The 21,604-nt window shown below is 62.4% G+C and carries 21 protein-coding genes; 3 read left to right on the forward strand and 18 right to left on the reverse strand.

Features of this window, described 5'->3' with window-relative positions; translation table 11 throughout:
* Positions 1-205: 205 nt before the first annotated feature.
* Positions 206-1,183 (forward strand): DMT family transporter, encoded by a 978-nt coding sequence (locus SB772_RS00300; protein WP_410831280.1) that lies wholly within the window; start codon positions 206-208, stop codon positions 1,181-1,183.
* Between the two features lie 100 nt (positions 1,184-1,283).
* Here the strand turns inward: SB772_RS00300 and SB772_RS00305 are convergent, their stop codons facing one another.
* Both SB772_RS00305 and SB772_RS00310 read right to left on the reverse strand, forming a co-directional pair.
* Positions 1,284-1,616, reverse strand: a complete 333-nt coding sequence (locus SB772_RS00305) for an RnfH family protein (RefSeq protein WP_410831282.1) — start codon at positions 1,614-1,616, stop codon at positions 1,284-1,286.
* Positions 1,613-2,050: a type II toxin-antitoxin system RatA family toxin gene (locus tag SB772_RS00310; protein ID WP_410831284.1), complete on the reverse strand. Its 438-nt coding sequence runs from the start codon at positions 2,048-2,050 to the stop codon at positions 1,613-1,615. The genes SB772_RS00305 and SB772_RS00310 overlap by 4 nt, the downstream gene beginning before the upstream one ends.
* Before the next feature lie 100 nt (positions 2,051-2,150).
* On the opposite strand from SB772_RS00310, the gene smpB reads away from it, so the two are divergent.
* The gene (smpB, locus tag SB772_RS00315) at positions 2,151-2,597 is read left to right on the forward strand and encodes an SsrA-binding protein SmpB (protein WP_410831286.1); all 447 of its coding nucleotides are present in this window, start codon (positions 2,151-2,153) and stop codon (positions 2,595-2,597) included.
* 144 nt (positions 2,598-2,741) lie between these two features.
* Here the strand turns inward: smpB and SB772_RS00320 are convergent, their stop codons facing one another.
* The 3 genes from SB772_RS00320 to ppsA all read right to left on the reverse strand — a co-directional run bounded on the left by SB772_RS00320 (position 2,742) and on the right by ppsA (position 6,740).
* Complete coding sequence (locus SB772_RS00320; protein ID WP_410831287.1) at positions 2,742-3,674, reverse strand: SPFH domain-containing protein; 933 nt, start codon at positions 3,672-3,674, stop codon at positions 2,742-2,744.
* A 72-nt stretch (positions 3,675-3,746) separates the two neighbouring features.
* Positions 3,747-4,190, reverse strand: a complete 444-nt coding sequence (locus SB772_RS00325) for an NfeD family protein (protein ID WP_410831289.1) — start codon at positions 4,188-4,190, stop codon at positions 3,747-3,749.
* Positions 4,191-4,334: 144 nt separating this feature from the next.
* Positions 4,335-6,740, reverse strand: coding sequence for a phosphoenolpyruvate synthase (gene ppsA / locus SB772_RS00330; protein WP_410831290.1), 2,406 nt, complete (start codon positions 6,738-6,740; stop codon positions 4,335-4,337).
* 509 nt (positions 6,741-7,249) lie between these two features.
* Between ppsA and SB772_RS00335 the strand changes: the two genes are divergently transcribed.
* Positions 7,250-8,065, forward strand: a complete 816-nt coding sequence (locus SB772_RS00335) for a pyruvate, water dikinase regulatory protein (RefSeq protein WP_410831291.1) — start codon at positions 7,250-7,252, stop codon at positions 8,063-8,065.
* Positions 8,066-8,128: 63 nt separating this feature from the next.
* On the opposite strand, the gene SB772_RS00340 is transcribed toward SB772_RS00335, so the two are convergent.
* The 13 genes from SB772_RS00340 to frr all read right to left on the reverse strand — a co-directional run bounded on the left by SB772_RS00340 (position 8,129) and on the right by frr (position 21,538).
* The gene (locus tag SB772_RS00340; protein ID WP_410831292.1) at positions 8,129-8,911 is read right to left on the reverse strand and encodes a TrmH family RNA methyltransferase; all 783 of its coding nucleotides are present in this window, start codon (positions 8,909-8,911) and stop codon (positions 8,129-8,131) included.
* Positions 8,912-8,968: 57 nt separating this feature from the next.
* A complete protein-coding gene (rnhB, locus tag SB772_RS00345; protein ID WP_410831293.1) occupies positions 8,969-9,727 on the reverse strand; it encodes a ribonuclease HII in 759 nt (252 codons plus the stop codon).
* Positions 9,724-10,893 (reverse strand): lipid-A-disaccharide synthase, encoded by a 1,170-nt coding sequence (gene lpxB, locus SB772_RS00350; RefSeq protein ID WP_410831295.1) that lies wholly within the window; start codon positions 10,891-10,893, stop codon positions 9,724-9,726. Before lpxB ends, rnhB begins: the two co-directional genes overlap by 4 nt.
* A 3-nt stretch (positions 10,894-10,896) precedes the next feature.
* Complete coding sequence (lpxA, locus tag SB772_RS00355; protein WP_410831297.1) at positions 10,897-11,685, reverse strand: acyl-ACP--UDP-N-acetylglucosamine O-acyltransferase; 789 nt, start codon at positions 11,683-11,685, stop codon at positions 10,897-10,899.
* Between the two features lie 91 nt (positions 11,686-11,776).
* Complete coding sequence (fabZ, locus tag SB772_RS00360; RefSeq protein ID WP_410831299.1) at positions 11,777-12,241, reverse strand: 3-hydroxyacyl-ACP dehydratase FabZ; 465 nt, start codon at positions 12,239-12,241, stop codon at positions 11,777-11,779.
* A 207-nt stretch (positions 12,242-12,448) separates the two neighbouring features.
* Positions 12,449-13,567 (reverse strand): UDP-3-O-(3-hydroxymyristoyl)glucosamine N-acyltransferase, encoded by a 1,119-nt coding sequence (gene lpxD / locus SB772_RS00365; RefSeq protein ID WP_410831301.1) that lies wholly within the window; start codon positions 13,565-13,567, stop codon positions 12,449-12,451.
* 73 nt (positions 13,568-13,640) lie between these two features.
* Positions 13,641-14,168, reverse strand: a complete 528-nt coding sequence (locus SB772_RS00370; RefSeq protein WP_410831303.1) for an OmpH family outer membrane protein — start codon at positions 14,166-14,168, stop codon at positions 13,641-13,643.
* A 71-nt stretch (positions 14,169-14,239) separates the two neighbouring features.
* The gene (gene bamA, locus SB772_RS00375; protein WP_410831305.1) at positions 14,240-16,543 is read right to left on the reverse strand and encodes an outer membrane protein assembly factor BamA; all 2,304 of its coding nucleotides are present in this window, start codon (positions 16,541-16,543) and stop codon (positions 14,240-14,242) included.
* A 67-nt stretch (positions 16,544-16,610) separates the two neighbouring features.
* Positions 16,611-18,011 (reverse strand): RIP metalloprotease RseP, encoded by a 1,401-nt coding sequence (gene rseP, locus SB772_RS00380; RefSeq protein WP_410831307.1) that lies wholly within the window; start codon positions 18,009-18,011, stop codon positions 16,611-16,613.
* Positions 18,012-18,018: 7 nt separating this feature from the next.
* Complete coding sequence (locus SB772_RS00385; protein WP_410831309.1) at positions 18,019-19,224, reverse strand: 1-deoxy-D-xylulose-5-phosphate reductoisomerase; 1,206 nt, start codon at positions 19,222-19,224, stop codon at positions 18,019-18,021.
* Between the two features lie 10 nt (positions 19,225-19,234).
* Positions 19,235-20,056: a phosphatidate cytidylyltransferase gene (locus SB772_RS00390; RefSeq protein WP_410831311.1), complete on the reverse strand. Its 822-nt coding sequence runs from the start codon at positions 20,054-20,056 to the stop codon at positions 19,235-19,237.
* Positions 20,050-20,832, reverse strand: a complete 783-nt coding sequence (gene uppS, locus SB772_RS00395) for a polyprenyl diphosphate synthase (protein WP_410831313.1) — start codon at positions 20,830-20,832, stop codon at positions 20,050-20,052. The genes SB772_RS00390 and uppS overlap by 7 nt, the downstream gene beginning before the upstream one ends.
* Positions 20,833-20,977: 145 nt before the next feature.
* Entirely contained in the window at positions 20,978-21,538 is a 561-nt protein-coding gene (frr, locus tag SB772_RS00400; RefSeq protein ID WP_012433445.1) for a ribosome recycling factor, read from the reverse strand.
* Between the last annotated feature and the right edge of the window lie 66 nt (positions 21,539-21,604).

The following is a 21,604-nucleotide window of genomic DNA, read 5'->3' on the forward strand; positions in this document are numbered from 1 at the left end:
CGTTCGCAGGCAGCGGGCCGCCGGACGGGGCGAGCGCCGGGATTTGCCGGCACTCGCGCCACAGCGAGCCGGCGAAATGCGCCACCGAGTGCCACCAAACGCCAATGAACTCCACTGAATACGGCCGAATGCAGAATCAAACAAGACGCGCCGCCTGCCGACCGGCTATTCTCCGCACCATTCCAGTTTTTTGCAGGGGCAGTCGATGCGGCGCGGTGTGGCATATGGGGTGATGGCCGGAGCCTTATGGGGCATGGTGTTTCTGGTGCCGCGGGTGTTGCCCGATTTTTCTCCGCTGCTGCTGAGCGCGGGCCGCTACACGATGTACGGCATCGTGTCGCTGGCCGCCGCGCTGCCGATGGCGCGCTCGCTCGTCAAACGCCTGACCCGCGAGGATCTCGGCGCGCTCGTCAAGCTGGCGCTGGCCGGCAACCTGCTCTACTACCTGCTGCTGACGGCTGCCGTCCACATGATCGGTATCGCGCCGGCATCGCTGATCGTCGGCGTGTTGCCGGTCACGGTGACGCTGCTCGGCCGGCGGGACCATGGCGCCGTACCGCTCGCACGCCTCGCGTGGCCGCTCACGATGGTGATGGCGGGCATCGCCTGCATCAACGTCGATGTGTTTACCGTGGCGGACAGCACGCCTGTGAGCATCGTCACGAAGCTGGCCGGCCTCGCCTGCGCGGTCGGCGCGCTGGCTTGCTGGACGTGGTTCGCGGTCGAAAACGCACGCTACCTGCAGCGTCAAACGCACTTCAGCGGTAACGAGTGGTCGGTTCTATGGGGTGTGGTGACCGGCGCGCTCGGCGCGGCACTGTGGCTGGTGGTCGCCGTGCTGCCGTCCGGCAGCCTGCAAAGCACGCTTGCGGACAACCGCTGGCACACCTTCTGGGTGCTGAATCTGGCTCTCGCGATCGGCGCTTCGTGGCTCGGCAATGGCCTGTGGAATGCCGCGTCAAAGCGCTTGCCGCTGACGCTGTCCGGTCAGCTGATCGTGTTCGAAACGCTGTTTGCACTGCTCTACGCGTTCATCTACGACCAGCGGCTGCCACGTCCGCTGGAAATGGCGGCGATTCTGCTGCTGGTGGCAGGCGTGAGCTGGTCGGTGCGCCAGCATGCCGGCGACGGTTCGTCCGGCGAGCCATCGATCGAGGAAAAAGCGCAGGTTTCGGCGCACTGAGCCGTGGCACGGCTGGCACCGCGCAACGGCAACGATTCACGCAAGTGACCAGGTGCGTGCGCGAGTCGGTGCCTGAAAGCGGCGCCGCTTCAGGACACATTCAACGCGAATCCTTGTTCTGCCAGCGGCGGCCTTCGATCGAGCCCGCCTTGCGGGTCTTCTCGACCCGCCGTTGACGCGACACCTTCGGATCCACCAGAAGCGGCCGGTATATCTCAACCCGATCATGATCGGCGAGCACCGTATCCAGCGTCTTGAGCTTGCCGAACACGCCGACCTTTTGCGTCGTCAGATCGATCTGCGGGTGACGCTGCAGGATGCCGCTCGCGTCGAGCGCCTGCTGCACCGTGGCGCCTTCGGGCAAGTCCACGACAATCAGCGTTTGCGCGTCGGCAAGCGCGTAGCAGACTTCAATCGACAAGCGCGCGCTCATGCCTTACCGTAGCGCTGATCGGCGCGCTTCACGAACGATTCGACAAAGGTGTTGGCGATATGACTGAACACCGGCCCGATAATCTTCTCAAGAATGATGCTGGTAAATTCGTAGTGCAACGCGAATTCGATCTTGCAGGCGTCGGCCCGCAGCGGCGTGAAGCGCCAGAAGCCGGTGAACTTGCGAAACGGGCCGTCCGCGAATTCCATATCGATGCGCGTGGGCCGCTCCATACTGTTGTGCGTGGCGAAATGCTGCTTGATGCCCTTGAAGTTGATGTCGATCTTCGCCTCCATGCCGGTTTCGTCCTGGCGGCGGATTTCGACTCCCCCGCACCAGGGCAGAAAGTTAGGGTATTCGGCGACGTCGGTCACGAGGTCGAACATCTGTTCCGCCGAATGGCGGATCAACACGGTTTTCTGGACATCTGCCATAAATTGAACAACGCGTGGCAAGGGTGGACGAGCGCCGCGGGCTTTCCGTGCCCCGCTTTGCTAAAATCGTGATTTTAAACGAGTTGGGCACTTTCCATTCATGAGCATTATCGACAACAGAAAAGCCTTCTACGACTACTCGGTCGAAGAACGCTATGAAGCAGGGCTCGTGCTCGAGGGATGGGAGGTCAAGGCGCTGCGCGCCGGGCGCGGCCAGATCAAGGAAGGTTACGTGGTCATCCGCGATCACGAACTGTTCCTGATCGGCACGCACATCAGCCCGCTGCCCGAGGCCTCGACCCATATCCATCCGGACCCCGTGCGCACGCGCAAGCTGCTTCTGCACAGCGAGGAAATCAGCAAACTGATCGGCAAGGTCGAGCAGCGCGGCTATACGCTTGTGCCGCTGAACTTCCACTACAAGGGCGGCCGCGTCAAATGTGAAATCGGGCTGGCGAAGGGCAAGAAAATGCACGACAAACGTGAAACCGAGAAGAAGCGCGATTGGGAACGTGAAAAGGCGCGCTTGATGCGCTCGCCTACATGATCTTGAATGGCGCCGCGCGGTGCGCGGATTTGCCGCGCTTTGTCTGGCTATGTTAGCTGGCTGCCGGGTGTTTCAACGCAAAGATCCAACGAAAAATGGCCGGCTAACTCAGCGGGCCATTTTTTTCGGCAAGGGCACAGGCGCTCAGCGCACGTCCGATGCGCCCTTGCCTTTGTTCACGATTGTCAGCGCCGACGCGATCATCGAACTCATATCCGCCAGGTTGCCCGGCACGATCAGCGCGGTGCCCTGCCTGGCCAGGTTTGCGAACGCGTTCACATACTGCTCGGCCACCTTCAGGTTCACCGCCTCCATCCCGCCGTGCGACTGGATCGCCGCAGCGATCTTCTGAATCGCCTGTGAATTGGCTTCGGCCACCGCCAGAATCGCCGACGCCTGCCCTTGCGCCTGGTTGATCGCCGCCTGCCGCTCGCCCTCCGACTTCTGGATCGCCGCCTCACGCCCACCCGAGGCGATATTGATCTGCTCCTGCTTGCGCCCTTCCGACGCCGCGATCAACGCGCGCTTCTCACGCTCGGCGGTGATCTGCGCCTGCATCGCGTGGAGAATTTCCTTGGGTGGCGTCAAATCCTTGATCTCGTAGCGCAATACCTTCACACCCCAGTTCGACGCCGCCTCGTCGAGCGAGGACACGATGCTGTGGTTGATGAAGTCGCGCTCCTCGAAAGTCTTGTCGAGTTCGAGCTTGCCGATCACCGAACGCAGCGTGGTCTGCGACAACTGCGTGATCGCGAACACAAAGTTGCTCGACCCGTACGACGCCTTCATCGGATCGGTGACCTGAAAATACAGCACGCCGTCCACCTGCAACTGCGTATTGTCGCGCGTGATACAGACCTGGCTCGGCACTTCGAGCGGGATTTCCTTGAGGATGTGCTTGTAAGCGATCCGGTCGATGAACGGAAACGCGAAGCTCAAGCCCGGTGTCAACGTGCGGTGATAGCGGCCGAGCCGCTCCAGCACCCATGCATGCTGCTGTGGCACGATCTTGAGCGTCTGCGCCGCCAGCACGATCACGATGATCAAAAGCACCGCCCCGACGATGGTCGAATCCATTGCTGCCCTCCCGTCTGTAGTTCGAATAGTTGCGAGTGTATGGTGTGTGCGTGGTGTGTACCTTGTGAACGGTCAGGCCGCCGTCGCGCGTCTGCTTGCGACGACGACGAGGCAACTGCCGCGCAACTGGGTAATTTCGTAGACCTGTGCGTCTTCGGGCTCGCCGGCAGCCAGTTCGACGTCCCATTGCGCGCCGCGATAATTGGCGCGCGCCCGGCGCTCATGCCAGGCGGGCACAGTCAGCGTCTGACCGATATCCAGATTGACGTCCGGGTTGCGCGACGCCTCCTTGCGCGGCCTGCGGCCAAAGCGCGAGCGCCGCAGGAGCAATACGGCCGCCAGCGCCACCACGGCGGCGACCGCAAATTGAAGGTCGGCGGCGGCGCCCGCAATGTGCGCAATAGCCGCTGCCACAAAACCCAACGCGATCATCAGCAGATAGAACGTGCCGCTCATCAACTCCAGCGCGATAAGCACGCCCGCCCCGATCCACCAGAACAATCCACCTGGCGCCACGTCGACCTCCACAAAGCAAAACACCCCGGATCTACCGGGGTGTTTATAGCACGAAGCGGGCACGTTTTACCGGCCGATGCAGCAAGCTGTTGACATACCGCATCGCCCGTTATGCAAGCCGCTTATCGGCGGCTGTTCGACCGCTTACTTCGCCGACGACTTCGCCAACTGCTGCCACGTCTCGATGATCGTGTCCGGGTTCAGCGAGATCGACTTGATGCCTTCATCGGTCAGCCATTGCGCAAAGTCCGGATGATCCGACGGGCCCTGCCCGCAGATACCGACGTACTTGTTCAGTCGCAGACACGTGTCGATCGCGCGCTTCAACAGGAACTTGACGGCCGGATCCCGCTCGTCGAAATCGACCGCCAGCAATTCCATACCGGAGTCACGGTCCAGGCCGAGCGTGAGCTGCGTCAAGTCGTTCGAACCTATCGAGAAACCGTCGAAGAATTGCAGGAATTCCTCGGCAAGAATCGCGTTCGTCGGCACTTCGCACATCATGATCAGGCGCAGGCCGTTTTCGCCGCGCTTCAGGCCGTACTTCGCGAGCAGCCCGACCACGCGTTCCGCCTGCTTCAGCGTACGCACGAACGGCACCATGATCTCGACGTTGTCGAGGCCCATCTCTTCGCGCACCTTCTTCAGCGCGAGGCATTCCATCTGGAACGCTTCGGCGAAGTCGTCGGCGATGTAGCGCGACGCGCCGCGGAAGCCCAGCATCGGGTTTTCTTCGTCCGGCTCGTAACGCGAACCGCCGATCAGTTTCTTGTACTCGTTCGACTTGAAGTCCGACAGACGCACGATCACGGGCTTCGGATAGAAGGCCGCGGCGATCGTCGCGATACCTTCGGTCAGCTTGTCGACGTAGAACGCGCGCGGCGATGCGTGACCGCGTGCGACGCTTTCCACGGCCTTCTTCAGGTCCTGATCGACGTTCGGGTACTCGAGAATCGCCTTCGGATGCACGCCGATGTTGTTGTTGATGATGAACTCGAGCCGCGCCAGACCCACGCCTGCGTTCGGCAGTTGCGAGAAGTCGAACGCGAGTTGCGGGTTGCCGACGTTCATCATGATCTTCACCGGAATCGCCGGCAGATCGCCGCGCTGCACTTCGGTGATTTCGGTTTCGAGCAGACCGTCGTAGATCTTGCCTTCGTCGCCTTCCGCGCACGATACGGTGACGAGCGAGCCTTCCTTCAGCACGTCGGTCGCGTCGCCACAGCCGACCACGGCCGGCACGCCCAGTTCACGCGCGATGATCGCCGCGTGGCAGGTACGGCCGCCACGGTTCGTGACGATCGCCGAAGCGCGCTTCATCACCGGCTCCCAGTTCGGGTCGGTCATGTCGGCCACCAGCACGTCGCCCGGCTGCACGCGGTCCATTTCCGACGGATCGTGAATCACCCGCACCGGACCCGCGCCGATCTTCTGACCGATCGCGCGGCCGGTTGCCAGCACGTTCGATTGGCCCTTCAGCTTGAAGCGCTGCTCAGCCTTGCCCGCGGCCTGGCTCTTCACCGTTTCCGGACGCGCCTGCAGAATGAAGATCTTGCCGTCGCGGCCGTCCTTGCCCCACTCGATGTCCATCGGACGCTCGTAGTGCTTTTCGATGATAACCGCATACTTCGCGAGTTCGATCACGTCTTCGTCGGTGATCGAGAAGCGGTTGCGCTGCTCGTGCGCGACGTCGACGGTCTTCACGCGGCCTTCTTCGCCGGCCTTGGTGAATTCCATCTTGATCAGCTTCGAGCCGATCGAACGGCGGATGACCGGGTACTTGCCTTGAGCGAGCGTGGTCTTGAAGACGTAGAACTCGTCCGGATTCACCGCGCCCTGCACCACCGTTTCGCCCAGACCGTAGCTCGACGTGATGAACACGGCATCCTTGAAGCCCGATTCCGTATCCAGCGTGAACATCACGCCCGCTGCGCCGACGTCCGAGCGCACCATGCGCTGCACGCCCGCCGACAACGCGACTTCCGCGTGGGTGAAGCCCTTGTGGACACGATAGGAAATAGCGCGGTCGTTATACAGCGACGCGAACACGTGCTTCATGCGATCGAGCACGTCGTCGATGCCGACCACGTTGAGGTAGCTTTCCTGCTGACCCGCGAACGATGCGTCCGGCAAGTCTTCTGCCGTTGCCGAAGAACGCACGGCAAACGACAGCTCTTCAGGCGAGCTGTTTTGCAGGGTGTCGAAGCCTGCGCGGATATCCGCTTCGAGACGCGGCTGCAGCGGCGCATCGACGATCCATTGACGGATCTCCTTGCCCGCTTCGGCGAGCGCCTTCACGTCGTCGACGTCGAGCGTCTCGAGCCGTTTGGCGATGCGTTCAGTGAGATTGTTGTGATGCAGGAAGTCACGGAAAGCCAGCGCCGTCGTGGCGAAGCCGGTCGGCACGCGCACGCCAGCTTGAGCGAGCTGACTGATCATCTCGCCAAGCGACGCGTTCTTGCCGCCGACAATTTCCACATCGGTCATCCGCAACTGCTCGAACGGAACTACATACGCCTCATCCTTTGCGACGGTAACTGCGTTAGTCATACAAGCCCCTAAGTGTGAAAGAAATTCACGGCTGTGCAAGTGGGCTCGAACGCGAGCGCTCATAGGAAGCGGTACCTCGCGTCTTGCACAACCTGTTGGAGAAACAATCGCTGAAAATCGCCAGAAGCACGACGAAGCATGCGGTTGAACGAACTTACCGGTCAATGCACCGCATTCATAGCAGGTTACCGACCGAAGGCGACGCGTTGGCCGACCATTCAAGGCAAGTTAGACGCCAATCGCCCGCAATTGCTTATCCAACAGGTTGCCGCTATTCTACCGTGCCGACTCTCAAAATGTGACAGTCGGACGAGAATTGCGCCTCGAATCGCGCCCGGACCGGCCTACGGGCTTTTGCGAGGCCCGAGCCGCATCCGGGCGCTGTTGCGGTGCCCACGGCGCGCTCTGTCGACGCCGCTGCAGTCTCCGGTTAGCCACCGTGCAGCGACGCCAACGCAGCGATGTTTCATTCGAGCGCTTTTTGCCGCTCACGTTCCCCAGCCCCACTGATGCCGCCCACCGTATTCATCGTCTCCGACGGGACCGGGATCACTGCCGAAACCTTCGCGCATTCGATCCTCTCCCAGTTCGACCAGAAATTCCGCCTGGTTCGCGTGCCCTTCGTCGACTCGATCGACAAAGCCTACGCCACGCTCGAAAAGATCAACGAAGCGATCCAGCAGGACGGCCGCCGTCCGATCGTGTTCACGACGCTGGTGGACAGCGCGTCGAATCAGATCGTGAAGGGTTCGAACGCGCTCGTGCTCGACATGTTCCAGACTTTCGTCGAGCCGCTCGAACTGGAATTGGAGCTGAAGTCGAGCCATGCGATGGGCCGTGGTCACCAGAACGCCGACACCGAGGAGTACAAGAACCGCATCGAGGCGATCAATTTTTCGCTCGCGCACGACGACGGTCAATCGAACCGCAATCTCGCCGACGCCGATGTCATTCTGGTGGGCGTGTCACGCAGCGGCAAAACGCCGACGAGCCTGTATCTGGCGATGCAGTACGGTGTGAAAGCAGCAAACTATCCGCTGATTCCGGAGGATTTCGAGCGTGGCAAGCTGCCTACGCCACTATTGGCGCATCGGCAGAAGATGTTCGGTTTGTCGATCGACCCGCAGCGGCTGTCGGAGATTCGCAACGAGCGCCGCCCGGGCAGCAAGTACGCCGCGCCGGAAAATTGCCGTTACGAGATCAATGAAGCGGAAGCGATGATGCGGCGCGAAGGCATCAAGTGGTTGTCGTCGACACATAAATCGATCGAAGAGATCGCGACGACGATCTTGCAGGAGATCAGGCTGGATCGGCCGGTTTATTGAGCGAGTTGAGCACTTTGAGCGCGGCCTGAAGAAGAAACGCGGGTGGCTTTGTATGCCACGCACTCACGCGCGGCGCTGCTGGCGGCACTGCTCGAACACGCAGACAGCGGCCGCCGCTGCCACATTCAGCGATTCCATGCCGCCCGGCTGCGGAATCGTCACCCGCAACGTGACCACATCGCGCCACGTCTGCGACACGCCCGCCCCTTCGTTGCCGAACACCCATGCCAACGGTCTGCTCAGATCGCAGTCGTAGAGCGCCTCAGCGCCATGCGAATCCGTGATGACGACCGGCACCGCAAGGCGCTCGATCAAAGCCTGCGCTTCGACGTCCTCATGAATCTGCAGCAGGAAATGCGCACCCATGCCCGAGCGCAACACCTTCGATGACCATGCGTACGCCGTGCCTGGCGCGCAGAACACCTGTTGAATACCCGCGGCTGCCGCGCTGCGCAGAATCGAGCCGACGTTGCCGGCGTCCTGCACGCCATCGAGTACGAGGCAGGTTTGCGTCACCCGCTCCGGCAACGGCGTATCGAGCTTTTCGACCAGCAGCAGGATCCCCACACCGTGCACCACGTTCGACAACTGACCGAACAATGCATCCGGAAGCGTGACAATCCGATTCTCGTCGATGCGCGACACGATTGCCTGTGCTTCGTCGTGGCGCAAGGCGCCGTCCGTGACGACGCACATTTCCGGCTGCCCGGCGACGTCGAGATACGCGCTCGCGAGATGGAAGCCTTCGAGCAACGCATGACCACCGCGCCGCTGCTGATGCGTCGAGCCGGCCAATGCCTTGAGGCGCTTATAGAGCGGATTGTCCCGCGAGGTGATGGCTTTCACAGGCAGCGAAGACAGTGAGAATGAGGAAAGAGCTGACGACGCGCGAGGCAACGGCGCTCAGGCGCCGGTCCCCTCACCGAAAGCGTCGTCGTCGAGCATGCTGTCGTCGAGCATGCCCGGCGCGGCGAGGACGTCGCCCGGGCACTGCAGGGCACCTGTGCCGAATCGCAGATGCGCTTCCACCACCGGCGCAAAAGATCGCCGATGATGCTCGCACGGCCCGTGCTCGCGCAGCGCCGCGAGATGCTGCGGTGTGCCGTAGCCGAAGTGGGCATCAAAGCCGTAGACGGGATAGGTTTGATGCAGCTCGGTCAGCATCCGGTCGCGCGTGACTTTCGCGAGGATCGACGCCGCCGAAATGGATTTGACCAGCGCATCGCCACCGATGATCGCCTCGCTGCGAATGCTCAGCGTCGGACAACGATTGCCGTCGATTTTTACGAGCGTCGGCACCACCGACAAACCTTCAACCGCGCGCTTCATCGCCAGCATCGTGGCATGCAGGATATTCAGTCTATCGATTTCTTCGACGCTCGCGGACGCGATGCAGTACGCGAGCGCCCGGTCGACAATCTTGTCGTACAGTTCGTCGCGTTTTTTGGCGGTAAGCGCTTTCGAATCGTCGAGCCCGCGGATCATCGGCCTGGAAGGATCGAAAATCACCGCCGCCGCGACTACCGGGCCGGCCAATGGGCCGCGTCCTGCTTCGTCGACGCCGCAGACGATCTCATCCGGCGTATCGAAGTTCAGGCCGGCCTGCTCTGCCGCACCGGCGACGGTCGCAGATTTACGGCGTGGTACGCTCGCAGCGGTCATGGCCGCGCCTTGCGCGTTTCGATGACGCTTGCGACGACTTCCGCCGCACGCTGCGCGGTGTTCTGTTTCAGCACGTGATGCATCTCCGTGAAGATTTCCGTCAGCGTGCGCCGGTTGACCTCGTCGCGCAACTGTTTCAGCGTGGCCTCGGCGAGCGCCTGGGGCGTAGCGAAATGCTGGAGAATTTCCGGCACCACGAAGCGCCCGGCCAGAATGTTGGGCAAGCCGACGTACGGCAGGTAGCCCTGCCGGCGCATGATCTGGCCGGTCAGCCAGGGCACCTTGTACGAAATCACCATCGGCTTTTTCAGCAGCGCGGCTTCCAGCGTCACGGTGCCGCTCTTGACGAGGATCGCGTCCGCCGCGGTCATCGCGAGTTGCGACTGGCCGTCGGAAATCGTCAGGGCGAGACCGGGGTGCGCATCGACCAGCGGCCGGAGCATCTCGCGCAGTGCGGGCGTCGCCGCAGGCATCACGAAACGCAAACCGGGCTCCTGGTGCTGCATCATCTCCATCGCGGCGAAGAACGTCGGACCGATCAGATCGATTTCCGAGCGCCGGCTGCCCGGCAGCACCGCGATGATCGGACCGCTTTCCGGCAGACCGAGTGTACGGCGTGCGCCGCGCGTATCGGGTTCGAACGGAATTTCGTCCGCCAGCGGGTGACCCACGTATGATGCCGCGACGCCCGCCTTTTCCAGCAGCGCCGTCTCGAACGGGAACACGCATAGCATGTGATCGACTGCTCTGGCGATCTTCTTGATCCGGCCGCCGCGCCACGCCCAGATCGACGGACAGACGAAGTGAACAGTCGGAATGCCCGCATCGCGCAGCCGGTGTTCGAGGCCGAAGTTGAAATCGGGTGCATCCACGCCCACGAACACTGACGGCGGTTCAGCCAGCAGCTGACGCTTCAGTTCGTTGCGGATACCGAGAATTTCGGGGATGTGCCGCAGTGCTTCGACATAGCCGCGCACCGTCAGCTTTTCCATTGGCCAGTGCGCGTCGAAGCCCGTGGCGATCATGCGCGGACCGCCGATCCCATAGTACTGGGTGGCGGCAGGCAGACGGCTCGCGAGGCCGTCGAGGAGCGACGCCGCCAGCAGGTCGCCGGACGGCTCGCCGGCCACCATCGCGACGCGCAGCGGATTCGGTTGCAATGCCATCGGTTAGCGAATGATGCCGCGCTGCGACGCTTCGACGAACGCGAGCAGCGTTTGCACCGGCGCATCGCCATCGCCACCTGCGGATGCGAGTTCGCGCAACTGTAGCTTCGCTTCTTCCAGCGACAAGCCGTTCTTGTAGAGCAGCCGGTACGCCGAGCGTAGCGCCGAGATCGCGTCCGGCGAAAAACCGCGGCGGCGCAATCCTTCGACGTTGATGCCGTGCGGTTCGGCCTTGTTGCCGGCCGCGATCACGAACGGCGGAATGTCCTGCACCAGCGCCGATGCACCGCCGAGCATGGAGTGCGCACCGATGCGTACGAACTGATGCACACCCGACATGCCGCCGATAATCGCGTGGTCGCCGATCGTCACGTGGCCGGCCATCTGCGCATTGCTCGACAGAATGACGTTGCTGCCGACGTGGCAGTCGTGACCGATGTGCACGTACGCCATGATCCAGTTGTCGTCGCCCAGCGTGGTGACGCCCGCGTCCTGTACCGTGCCGGTGTGGATCGTGGTGAATTCACGGATCGTATTGCGGTTGCCGATCACGAGCCGGGTCGGCTCGTCCTTGTACTTCATGTCCTGCGGACGGCCGCCGACCGATGCGTAGTGGCCGATCCGGTTATCTTCGCCGAGCGTCGTGTAACCTTCGACCACGCTGTGCGAACCGACCGTGGTCCGTGCGCCGATCGTCACATGTGCGCCGATCACGGCATACGGTCCGATTTCGACGGATTCGTCGAGTTGCGCGCCCGGTTCGACGATCGCAGTGGGATGAATCCTGCTCATGCGTCCTCGCTTCTGATTCTGTTGCGTTGTCTGGATGGGCTTGGGCGGGCTTGCAACGTTCACGAAAAGCCGCTGACTGCCCGACGCTAAATTAAGCGCCGCTGTCCGTGTGCCGCACCGCGCACATCAGGTCGGCTTCCGCCGCCACGGCGCCATCCACCTCGGCGCGCGCCTTGAACTTCCAGATGCCGCGCATATGACGCTCGAACGTGCAGTTCAGGATCAGCTGATCGCCCGGTTCGACCACGCGCTTGAAGCGTGCATTGTCGATGCCCACGAACAGATACAACGTGTTCGACGGATCGCTCGGCTCTTCCGAAAACGTCAGCAGCGCTGCCGTTTGCGCGAGCGCTTCGAGGATCAGCACGCCGGGCATCACCGGACGGGTCGGAAAGTGACCCTGGAAATACGGCTCGTTGATCGACACGTTCTTCAGCGCTTTGATGCGCTTGTGCGGTTCAAGTTCGAGCACCCGATCAACCAGCAGGAACGGGTAACGATGCGGCAGCAGCGTGAGAATCTTATGAATGTCGAGATTGATTTTTTCGGTGCTCATGGTGTTTCTGCTCACGCATTGACTGCGCGGTGATGACTGCGGATGCTGGTGCAGGTGGGTTGGTAACGCGTGCTGCCGCCGCTTGCCGTGACCCGGCGGCTATGCCGCCGGGTCACGGCAACCGACTTCCTTCCTGATGCTTGCCCGCTATTTTACGCGGTGCCGGCAGGTTGTCCTGCAAGTTGTCCTGCGAGTTGCCCCGATATCTCAGGTTGTATCGCCCGCGGAATCGCTCGCTGCGTTGACCGATCCATCGGCCACAGCGGCTGCTTCGAGTGCCTTGATACGGTCACGCAGTTTGTCGATGTTACGCAGCAGAGCGGCGCTCCTGTTCCAGTCCGCATGGTTCACGGCCGGGAAAGCGCTGGTGTACATGCCGGGCTTCAACAGCGACTTCGAGACGCCCGACTTCGCCGTGACAATCACATAGTCGGCCAGCGTCACGTGCCCGGCGATGCCCACCGCGCCGCCGATCATGCAATGGCGGCCGATGGTCGTGCTGCCGGCGATGCCCGCGCAACCGGCGATCACGGTGTAGGCACCGACTTTGCAGTTGTGGCCGATCTGCACGAGGTTGTCGATTTTCACGCACTCTTCGATGATCGTGTCGGCCATGGCGCCGCGATCGATCGTTGTGTTCGCGCCGATTTCCACGTCCGCCGCGATCGACACGCCGCCGACCTGCGGAATCTTCACCCAGCTGCCGGTACGCGCATCACCTTCGCCGACGAAGTCCGGCGCGAAGCCGAAACCGTCCGAACCGATCACCGCGCCCGCGTGCACGATCACGCGCTCGCCGAGCTTGCAGCCGTGGTACACCGCAACATTCGGATACAGATGCGAGCCCGCGCCGATCTGTGTGCCACGGCCGATAAACACGTTGGCATCCAGCCGCACGTTCTCGCCGATCACCGCGCCCGCCTCGACCGTGACGTGCGGGCCGATCACCGCGCTCGCGGCAATCTGCGCCGACGGGTCGACCGTCGCGCTAGCATGCACGCCGGGCACGGCCTTCGGCGCGGCCAGGTCGATGAAGGTTTGCGCGACGCGCGCGAAGTAAGCGTACGGATTCGGCGTGACGATAAAGTTACGCGCGGCGGGCAAACGCCCGTCTCGGGAGGCGAGCCTCGCGAGGTCGTCGGCATTGATCAATACCGCGCCCGCACGGGTCGTCTCGACCTGCGACAGATACTTCGGATTGGCGAGGAACGCCAGCTGGTTCGGGCCTGCCTGGTCGAGCGGCGCCAGACTGCCGACGCGCTGCGAACCGTCTCCGACTACTTCACCGCCGAACCGCTGGACGATGTCCTCGAGCGTAAATGCCATGCGTATCCTGTCTCTTGCTGTTCAGTCCAACTTGTCAGTGCCGCGACCCGGTTCCACGGCCCGCTCCGTGCCTTCAGTTACCCGACGCCGCCAGCGCCTTGAGGACCTGATCGGTAATATCGATGCGCGGGCTCACGTACACCGCTTCCTGGACGATCAGGTCGTAGTGCTGTGCCTCGGCGATCTGCTTGATCACCTTGTTGGCACGGTCGAGCACCGCCGCCAGCTCTTCATTGCGGCGCTGGTTCAGGTCTTCGCGGAACTCGCGTTGCTTGCGCTGGAAGTCGGTATCCAGCTGCGACAGATCGCGCTGTTTCTGTGCGCGATCGGCGGCCGACATTGACGCGCCGTTCTTGTCGAGCGAATCGGACATCGACTTCAGCTTCTGCGCCATGTCGGCCAGATCCTTGTCGCGCTTGGCGAACTCGGCCTCGAGCTTGACCTGCGCGGCCTTCGCGGCAGCCGATTCGCGCAGGATACGGTCCGAATTCACCGCAGCGATCCTGGCTTCCTGCGCATGCGCTACGCCGACACCCAGGGTCATTGCCAGCGCCAGCGCGCACGCCACACGTTTCGAAAACATACCGGTTCGCAAAGTCATCCTCTCGATACTGTAGTTTGGCCGGGCCCGCCGCCGGGAGCCGCCCGTCGCCGGGGTCGCCCGCCGCCGGATCAGAATGCCGTCCCGATCTGGAACTGGAATTTCTGATACTGGTCGCCGGTGTGCTTCGTGAGCGGGAAGCCCAGGCTGAGCTTGAGCGGGCCGATCGGCGAGATCCACGCCAGACCGACACCGTAGCCGTAACGCAGGCCGTTCGCGCCGATGCTGTTACCTTCCGTACCCCACACGTTACCGCCGTCGAGGAACGTAAAGACGCGCAGTGTGCGGTCATAGCCCGTGCCCGGCAGCGGGAACGTCAATTCGATGTTACCCACCAGCAGCTTCGAGCCGCCGATCGGGTCGTTCGTCTTCGCGTCGCGCGGGCCCAGCGAACTCGGTTCGTAGCCCCGCACCGAACCGATACCGCCCGCGTAGTAGTTCTTGAAAATCGGGTATGGCTTGCCGCCGAGGCCGTTACCGTAACCGCCCTGGAAGTTGAAGCCAAGCACGAAGCCGCGCGAAAACGAATAATAATACTGCGCGTTGATGTCGGCCTTGTAGTACTGCGTGCCACCGATCGGCGTGCCGTATTCGGCGTTCGCCTGCGTGAAGTAACCGCGGCTCGGCACCAGCGCGCTGTCACGCGCGTCGCGCGACCAGCCCACTGTAATCGGCACGTTGTTCGACACGCGGCCGAACTGGTTCACGTAATCGATGTAGCTCTGCGGCGTGTTCGCGTCGATATCCAGCTGGTTCTGCTCGAGGCCCGCACCGAAGTACACGGTGTCGACTTCGGAGAACGGAATACCGAACTTCAGGTCGCCACCGATCGTGACGATCTTGAAGCTCGAATCCGTCGAGTAGTACAGCGGCTGGTACGTACGGTAGTAGACGTCGGTAATCCGCTTGATGCCGTCCACCGTGAAGTACGGGTCGACCTGCGTGACCGTCAGCGTACGGTAGGTCTTGGCGGTATTCACGTTCACGGAGAGACTCGTGCCCGAACCGAACACGTTGTCTTGCGACACGCCCGCGGACAGCACCACCTTGTCGGTCGACGAAAAGCCCGCACCCAGTGTGATCGCGCCAGTCGGCTTTTCGGCCACCTTGACGTCCACGTCGACCTGGTCGGGCGTGCCCTCGACAGGCGTCGTGGTCACGTCGACATCCGTGAAGTAGCCCAGACGATTGATCCGGTCTTTCGACAGCGCGAGGCGGTTCGAGTCGAACCACGAGCTTTCGAGCTGACGCATTTCGCGGCGCACCACTTCATCGCGCGTGCGCGTGTTGCCGACCACATTGATGCGGCGCACGTACACGCGGCGGCTCGGGTCCACTTGCAGCGTCAGGTCGACCTTATGATGTTCCTGATCGATCTGCGGCTGCGCGTTGACGGTGGCGAATGCATAGCCATACTCGCCGAGCTTGTCGACGATCGCCTTGGTGGTGGCTTGCAGCTTTTCAGCCGAGAAGCGGTCACCTGGTTTGATCTTGATGAGCTTGGTCAGCTCCGGCTCACGGTCGAGCAGATTGCCCGCCAGCTTGATGCTCGAAATCGTGTACGGCTCGCCCTCATGCAGCGTGACCGTCAGATACATGTCCTTCTTGTCCGGCGTAATCGACACCTGGGTCGACTCGATGTTGAACTCGAGGTAGCCGCGATTCAGGTAATACGAGCGGACATTTTCAAGGTCGCCGGTGAGCTTGTCTTTCGCGTACAGGTCATTCTTCGTGTACCACGAGAACCAGTTCGGCGTGGACAGCTGCATTTCGTCGCGCAGCGTACCGGTGCTGAACGCCTTGTTGCCGATGAAGTTGATCTGGCGGATCTTCGCGCTCGGGCCTTCTGCGACCGAGAACAGCACCGACACGCGGTTGCGGTCGATCGGCGTGATCGTGGTGGTGACTTCGGCGGCGTAGTAGCCACGCGTCAGATACTGGCGCTTCAATTCCTGCTCGGCCTTGTCGACCAGCGCCTTATCGTAGTAGCGGCCTTGCGACAAACCGACGGCGCGCAGCGCCTTGGTCAGGTTTTCCTTGTCGAATTCATGGATGCCGGCGAAGTCGATCGTGCCGATGGCCGGACGTTCCAGCACCTGCACGATGACCACGTTGCCTTCGGTCGCGATCTTGACGTCGTTGAAGAAGCCGGTGGCATATAGCGCGCGAATGGCTTCGGAAGCCTTGTCGTCGCTAAAGGTATCGCCTTGCTTGATGGGCAGGTACGCGAACACGGTACCAGGTTCGACGCGTTGCAATCCCTCGATCCGGATATCTTGCACCACGAAGGGCGTCGTTGCGTGAGCAACCAGCCCATGCGCGGCGAATGCCGCGGCTATAACCGTCTTTGGAACAAAGCGATGAGGTTTAAACAACGTGCTTCCCCAGTGTGTATAGCTGCATCAGGTCAGACGGTCGCCATCGTGAGCGCCGCCGGACACTTTAAAAATGGATTAAACGAGCCAGATCGTTGAACAGCGCGATCGCCGACAACGCGACGATGCAGGCGAGACCCGCCCTCTGAAAAACGAGTTGCCAGCGATCGGAGACAACTTTGCCGGTTACAGCTTCAACCAAATAATATAACAGATGCCCCCCGTCCAATACCGGAATTGGTAACAGGTTCAGTACACCGAGGCTAATACTGACAAGGGCCAGGAACGACAGAAATGCGGAAGGACCTAGACGTGCGCTCTTTCCTGCATAGTCGGCGATCGTCACCGGGCCGGAAAGATTCTTCAGCGATGCCTCTCCGATGATCATCCGGCCGAACATGCGCACCGAATAAACAGCGAGATCCCATGTGCGGCGCGCGCCCAATTGCAGACTTTCGATCGGCCCATAACGCACGTCGATCGACGGCACCTGGGTCGCCAGTTCCGCGCCAATGCGGCCGATCTGCTGGCCCGTCGCGTCGTCACGCTGCGTTTGCGGGACGATGCGAACGTCTTCGAGCCTACCCTCGGCTTGCGCGCCCGGCGCACCTTGCACGCCACGCTCCACTTGCAGCGTGAGTGGCTTGCCGGCGTGCGATTTTACGTACGCGATGAATGCCGTGGCGTTATCGGTGGGTATGCCATCGACTGCGCGCAAACGGTCGCCGGCTACAAGGCCCGCCTGTTGTGCCGCGCTGCCCGGCTGCACACCCGCAACCGTCAGCTTGCCGCCCCCCGGCTCGAAGCCGAGATGCGACATAAAGTCGTCGTCGACATCTTTTTCGGTGATGCCGCGCAGATCGAGCTGGAAATCCGAGGTGCCGTGCGCATCCTTCGCGCTCAGTACGACACGCGTGTGATCGAATGCCGCGCCCAACAGCTTCCAGCGCAAGTCCGACCATGAACGCACCGGTTCCGATTCGCTGGCGTTCTCCGCACGCACCGCGACGATGGTCTCGCCGCCGTCGAAGCCGGCCAATGCCGCGGGCGTATTCGGCGTAGGCGCCGCGACCACGGCCGCCGGTTCCGTCACGCCAGTGGCGAACACAAGGGCGAACAGCACGATCGCCAGCAGGAAGTTGGCGACGGGCCCGGCCACGACAATCGCGAAACGGCGCCACACCGACTGCCGGTTGAACGCATACGGCAACGCTTCAGCGGAAATCGGCGTACCGGTCTCGCGCTCGTCGAGCATCTTCACATAGCCGCCGAGCGGCAACGCGGCGATGGTCCATTCGGTGCCCGTCTTCGGACTCACCCATTGGAACAGCGGCTTGCCGAAACCGATCGAAAAGCGCAGCACCTGCACGCCGCACAGACGCGCAACGCTGTAGTGACCGTACTCGTGAACGACGACGAGTACGCCAATTGCGACCGCGAAGGCAAGCAGTTCGATCAGCAGATTCATAAGCGCCTCACTGGACGGCGCGTTCCGTGCGACGAGCGCCGTCCGGCAGACGCGCGATGAATTCGGCGGCGGCGCGACGCGCGGCGGCGTCAGCCTCGATCACGTCTTCGAGCGCGTGCGCGCTACGGTTCGGCAACCCGTTGAGCACCGCGTCGACCACCTGGGCAATCGCCATGAACCCGATCTGGCGCGACAGGAACGCTTCAACAGCGATTTCGTTCGCGGCATTCAGGGCCGCGCTCGCAACCCCGCCCTCGGCCAGCGCCTTCATGGCGAGCGCGAGACACGGGAAGCGCGTGTAGTCAGGCTTTTCGAACGACAGCGACGCGATCTCCGCCAGATCGAGTTGCGCGACGCCCGAATCGACGCGCTCCGGAAACGCCAGCGCATGCGCGATCGGCGTGCGCATGTCGGGGTTGCCGAGTTGCGCGAGCACCGAGCCGTCGGCGTAGGAGACCAGCGAGTGAATCACGCTCTGCGGATGGATCAGCACCTCGATGCGCTGGCCCGGCAAGCCGAACAGCCAGTGAGCTTCGATGACCTCGAGCCCCTTGTTCATCATCGTGGCTGAGTCGACCGAAATCTTGCGGCCCATGACCCAGTTCGGATGCTTGCAGGCTTCTTCCGGCGTCACGTCGGCGAGCGTGGCCGGTTCGCGGGTGCGGAACGGACCGCCCGAAGCCGTCAGGATGATCTTCGACACACCGCCATGCAGCGCGGCTTCGCGCGGCAGGCATTGGAAGATCGCGTTATGTTCGCTGTCCACCGGCAGCAGCACCGCGCCGTTGTCGCGCACCGCGTCCATGAAGATCGCGCCGGACATCACCAGCGCTTCCTTGTTGGCGAGCAGGATGCGCTTGCCGGCGCGCGCCGCGGCAAGGCTCGGCGCAAGACCCGCTGCGCCGACGATCGCCGCCACCACCGTATCGCAGCCGTCGCTCTTCGACACGTCGACGAGCGCTTGCGGCCCGTAGGTGACCTCGGTCTTGCAACCCGCGTCAAGCAGCTTCGCCGCGACGCGCGCAGCGGTATCGGCATCGCCGACCACCGCGACTTCGGGCTGAAAGCGCAGGCATTGTTCGACGAGCTTGTCGCCGTTGCGATGCGCGGAGAGCGCGTAAACCGAAAAGCGCTCGGGATGACGCGCGACGACGTCGAGCGTACTGTCTCCAATCGAGCCCGTGGAACCGAGCAATGTCAGACGTTTTTGCATATCTCTTTCTCTAGCCGAGCAGCAGCATGGCAAGCGGCAGCACCGGCAATAATGCGTCGATGCGATCCAGCACGCCACCGTGTCCCGGCAGCAGGCCGCTTGAATCCTTGACTCCGGCCTGGCGTTTCAACATCGATTCGAACAGGTCGCCCACCACGCTGAATGCCACCAGCACGGTCAGTGCGAGCAGCGTACGCACGGCGCCCAATTGCGCCAGCAGCGCAGAATACAGGGTCGGCTCGAACGCGTGCGAAAAGACCGCCGCCGCTGCGACGATCGTCACCGCCAGCCAGCCGCCGATCGCGCCCTCCCAAGTCTTACCCGGGCTGATGGCAGGCGCCAGCTTGTGTTTTCCGAAGGCTTTTCCTGAGAAGTATGCGCCGATATCGGCCAGCCATACCAATAGCAGCAACGACAGCACGAACGGCACGCCCTTCATGCGCGCGGCGACGAGAGCATGCCAGCACGCGACGAATACCACAATGCCGGCAAGAAATAGAAAGGTGCGCCACGCGCCTTGCGCCAGCGCTGGCTTGCGAAGCAGCACGAACGGCCCTGCGATCACCCAGAAGATGGCAGCCGCCTGAAACAGCGGCCGAGGCTCTTCGACACCGGTGCCGAGGCGCGTGCTCGCGACCAGCGCCACCGCGGCGATCAGCGCATAAACGACGGGCCCCGCGCCGCCGAGCTTCAGCAGACGGGCCCATTCCCACGCGGCAAACACGACGACGAAAGCGATCAGCGCGCCGAACGCGCCCACCGGCGCGAACAACGTGACCGGCAAGAACACCGCCAGCAGGATGATCGCCGTGATGACACGGGTTTTTAGCATGGAAGCGAATCGACGTTTTGCGATTGCGGCTCGAGTTGAGCGCTGGTGCGGCCGAAGCGGCGTTCACGCTCCGCGTACGAAGCGATCGCGTGGCCGAGGGCATCGGCGTCGAAATCCGGCCAGAAGGTGTCGGTGAAGTAGAACTCGGTGTATGCGAGCTGCCACAGCAGAAAGTTGCTGACGCGACGCTCGCCGCCGGTGCGGATGAAGAGGTCCGGCTCCGGCGCATAGGCCATCGACAGGTGTTCGGCGAACGATTCCTCGTTGACCTCGACTGCCTGGCCCGCCAGCGCCGATTGCTCGGCCAGCTTGCGGGTAGCCTGCATGATGTCCCAGCGGCCGCCATAATTGGCCGCGATGGTTAGCGTGAGACGGGTATTGCGCGCGGTTTTGGTTTCCGCGCGCTTGATCAGATCGCGGATGCGCGTGTCGAACTTCGACAGATCGCCGACTACCCGCAGACGGATGCCGTTCGCGTGCAGCTTGCCGATTTCGCGCTCGAGCGCCGTGACGAACAGGCGCATCAGGAACGACACTTCGTCGGTCGGACGGCGCCAGTTTTCCGAGCTGAAGGCGAATAGCGTCAGATATTCGACGCCTTGCCGTGCGCACGCCTCGACGGCCGCGCGCACCGCGTCGACGCCGCGTGTATGGCCGGCCACGCGCGGCAGGCGCCGCTGGGTTGCCCAACGGCCGTTGCCGTCCATGATGATCGCGATATGTCGCGGCACCGCGGCGACATCAGGCACGCGCACGGTTGAGCTGGTATAGGTCATGGCCGTTGGGACAGTGACTGCAAATAAAGAAGTAGAAACCCTGAAAGTACTGACGGCCCCCAAACTTGGCACTTCGCGCCAAGCCCCCCCGAGGGGGCAAGAAAACTTGGGGCGGCCCGGCGTTCTCCTGGGAGCCGAGCCGGCCTCAGACCGTCATGATCTCGGCTTCTTTGGTCACCACGAGTTTGTCGATTTCAGCGACGAACTTGTCCGTCAGCTTCTGAACATCGTCACCCGCACGACGCTCGTCGTCTTCTGAAATTTCTTTGTCTTTCACGAGCTTTTTCAGTTGCTCGTTTGCGTCACGGCGCAGATTGCGCACTGCCACCTTGGCCGTTTCCGCTTCGCTCTTGACCACTTTGGTCAGTTCGCGGCGGCGCTCTTCGGTCAGCGCGGGCATCGGCACACGGATCACGTCGCCCTGGGTGGCCGGATTCAGACCGAGGTCCGACTCACGGATCGCCTTTTCGACAACCTGGACCATCTTTTTTTCCCACGGCTGCACGCCGATCGTGCGTGCGTCGATCAGCGTCAGGTTCGCAACCTGCGAAATCGGCACCGGCGAACCGTAGTAATCGCACTGGATGTGATCGAGCAGACCGGTGTGCGCACGGCCCGTACGGATCTTCGACAAGTCGTTCTTGAACGCGTCGATCGAGCGCTGCATCTTTTGTTCAGCGCCCTTCCTGATATCAGCCACAGACATTTTTAAACCTCCGAACCTTCAAAACGGAGCGAACCGGCCAGCGCGCGCAAAAGGCGGCGGCCTGGG

It is taken from the genome of Paraburkholderia sp. SIMBA_030, assembly GCF_046535245.1.
In the GTDB taxonomy this organism is placed as follows: Bacteria; Pseudomonadota; Gammaproteobacteria; order Burkholderiales; family Burkholderiaceae; genus Paraburkholderia.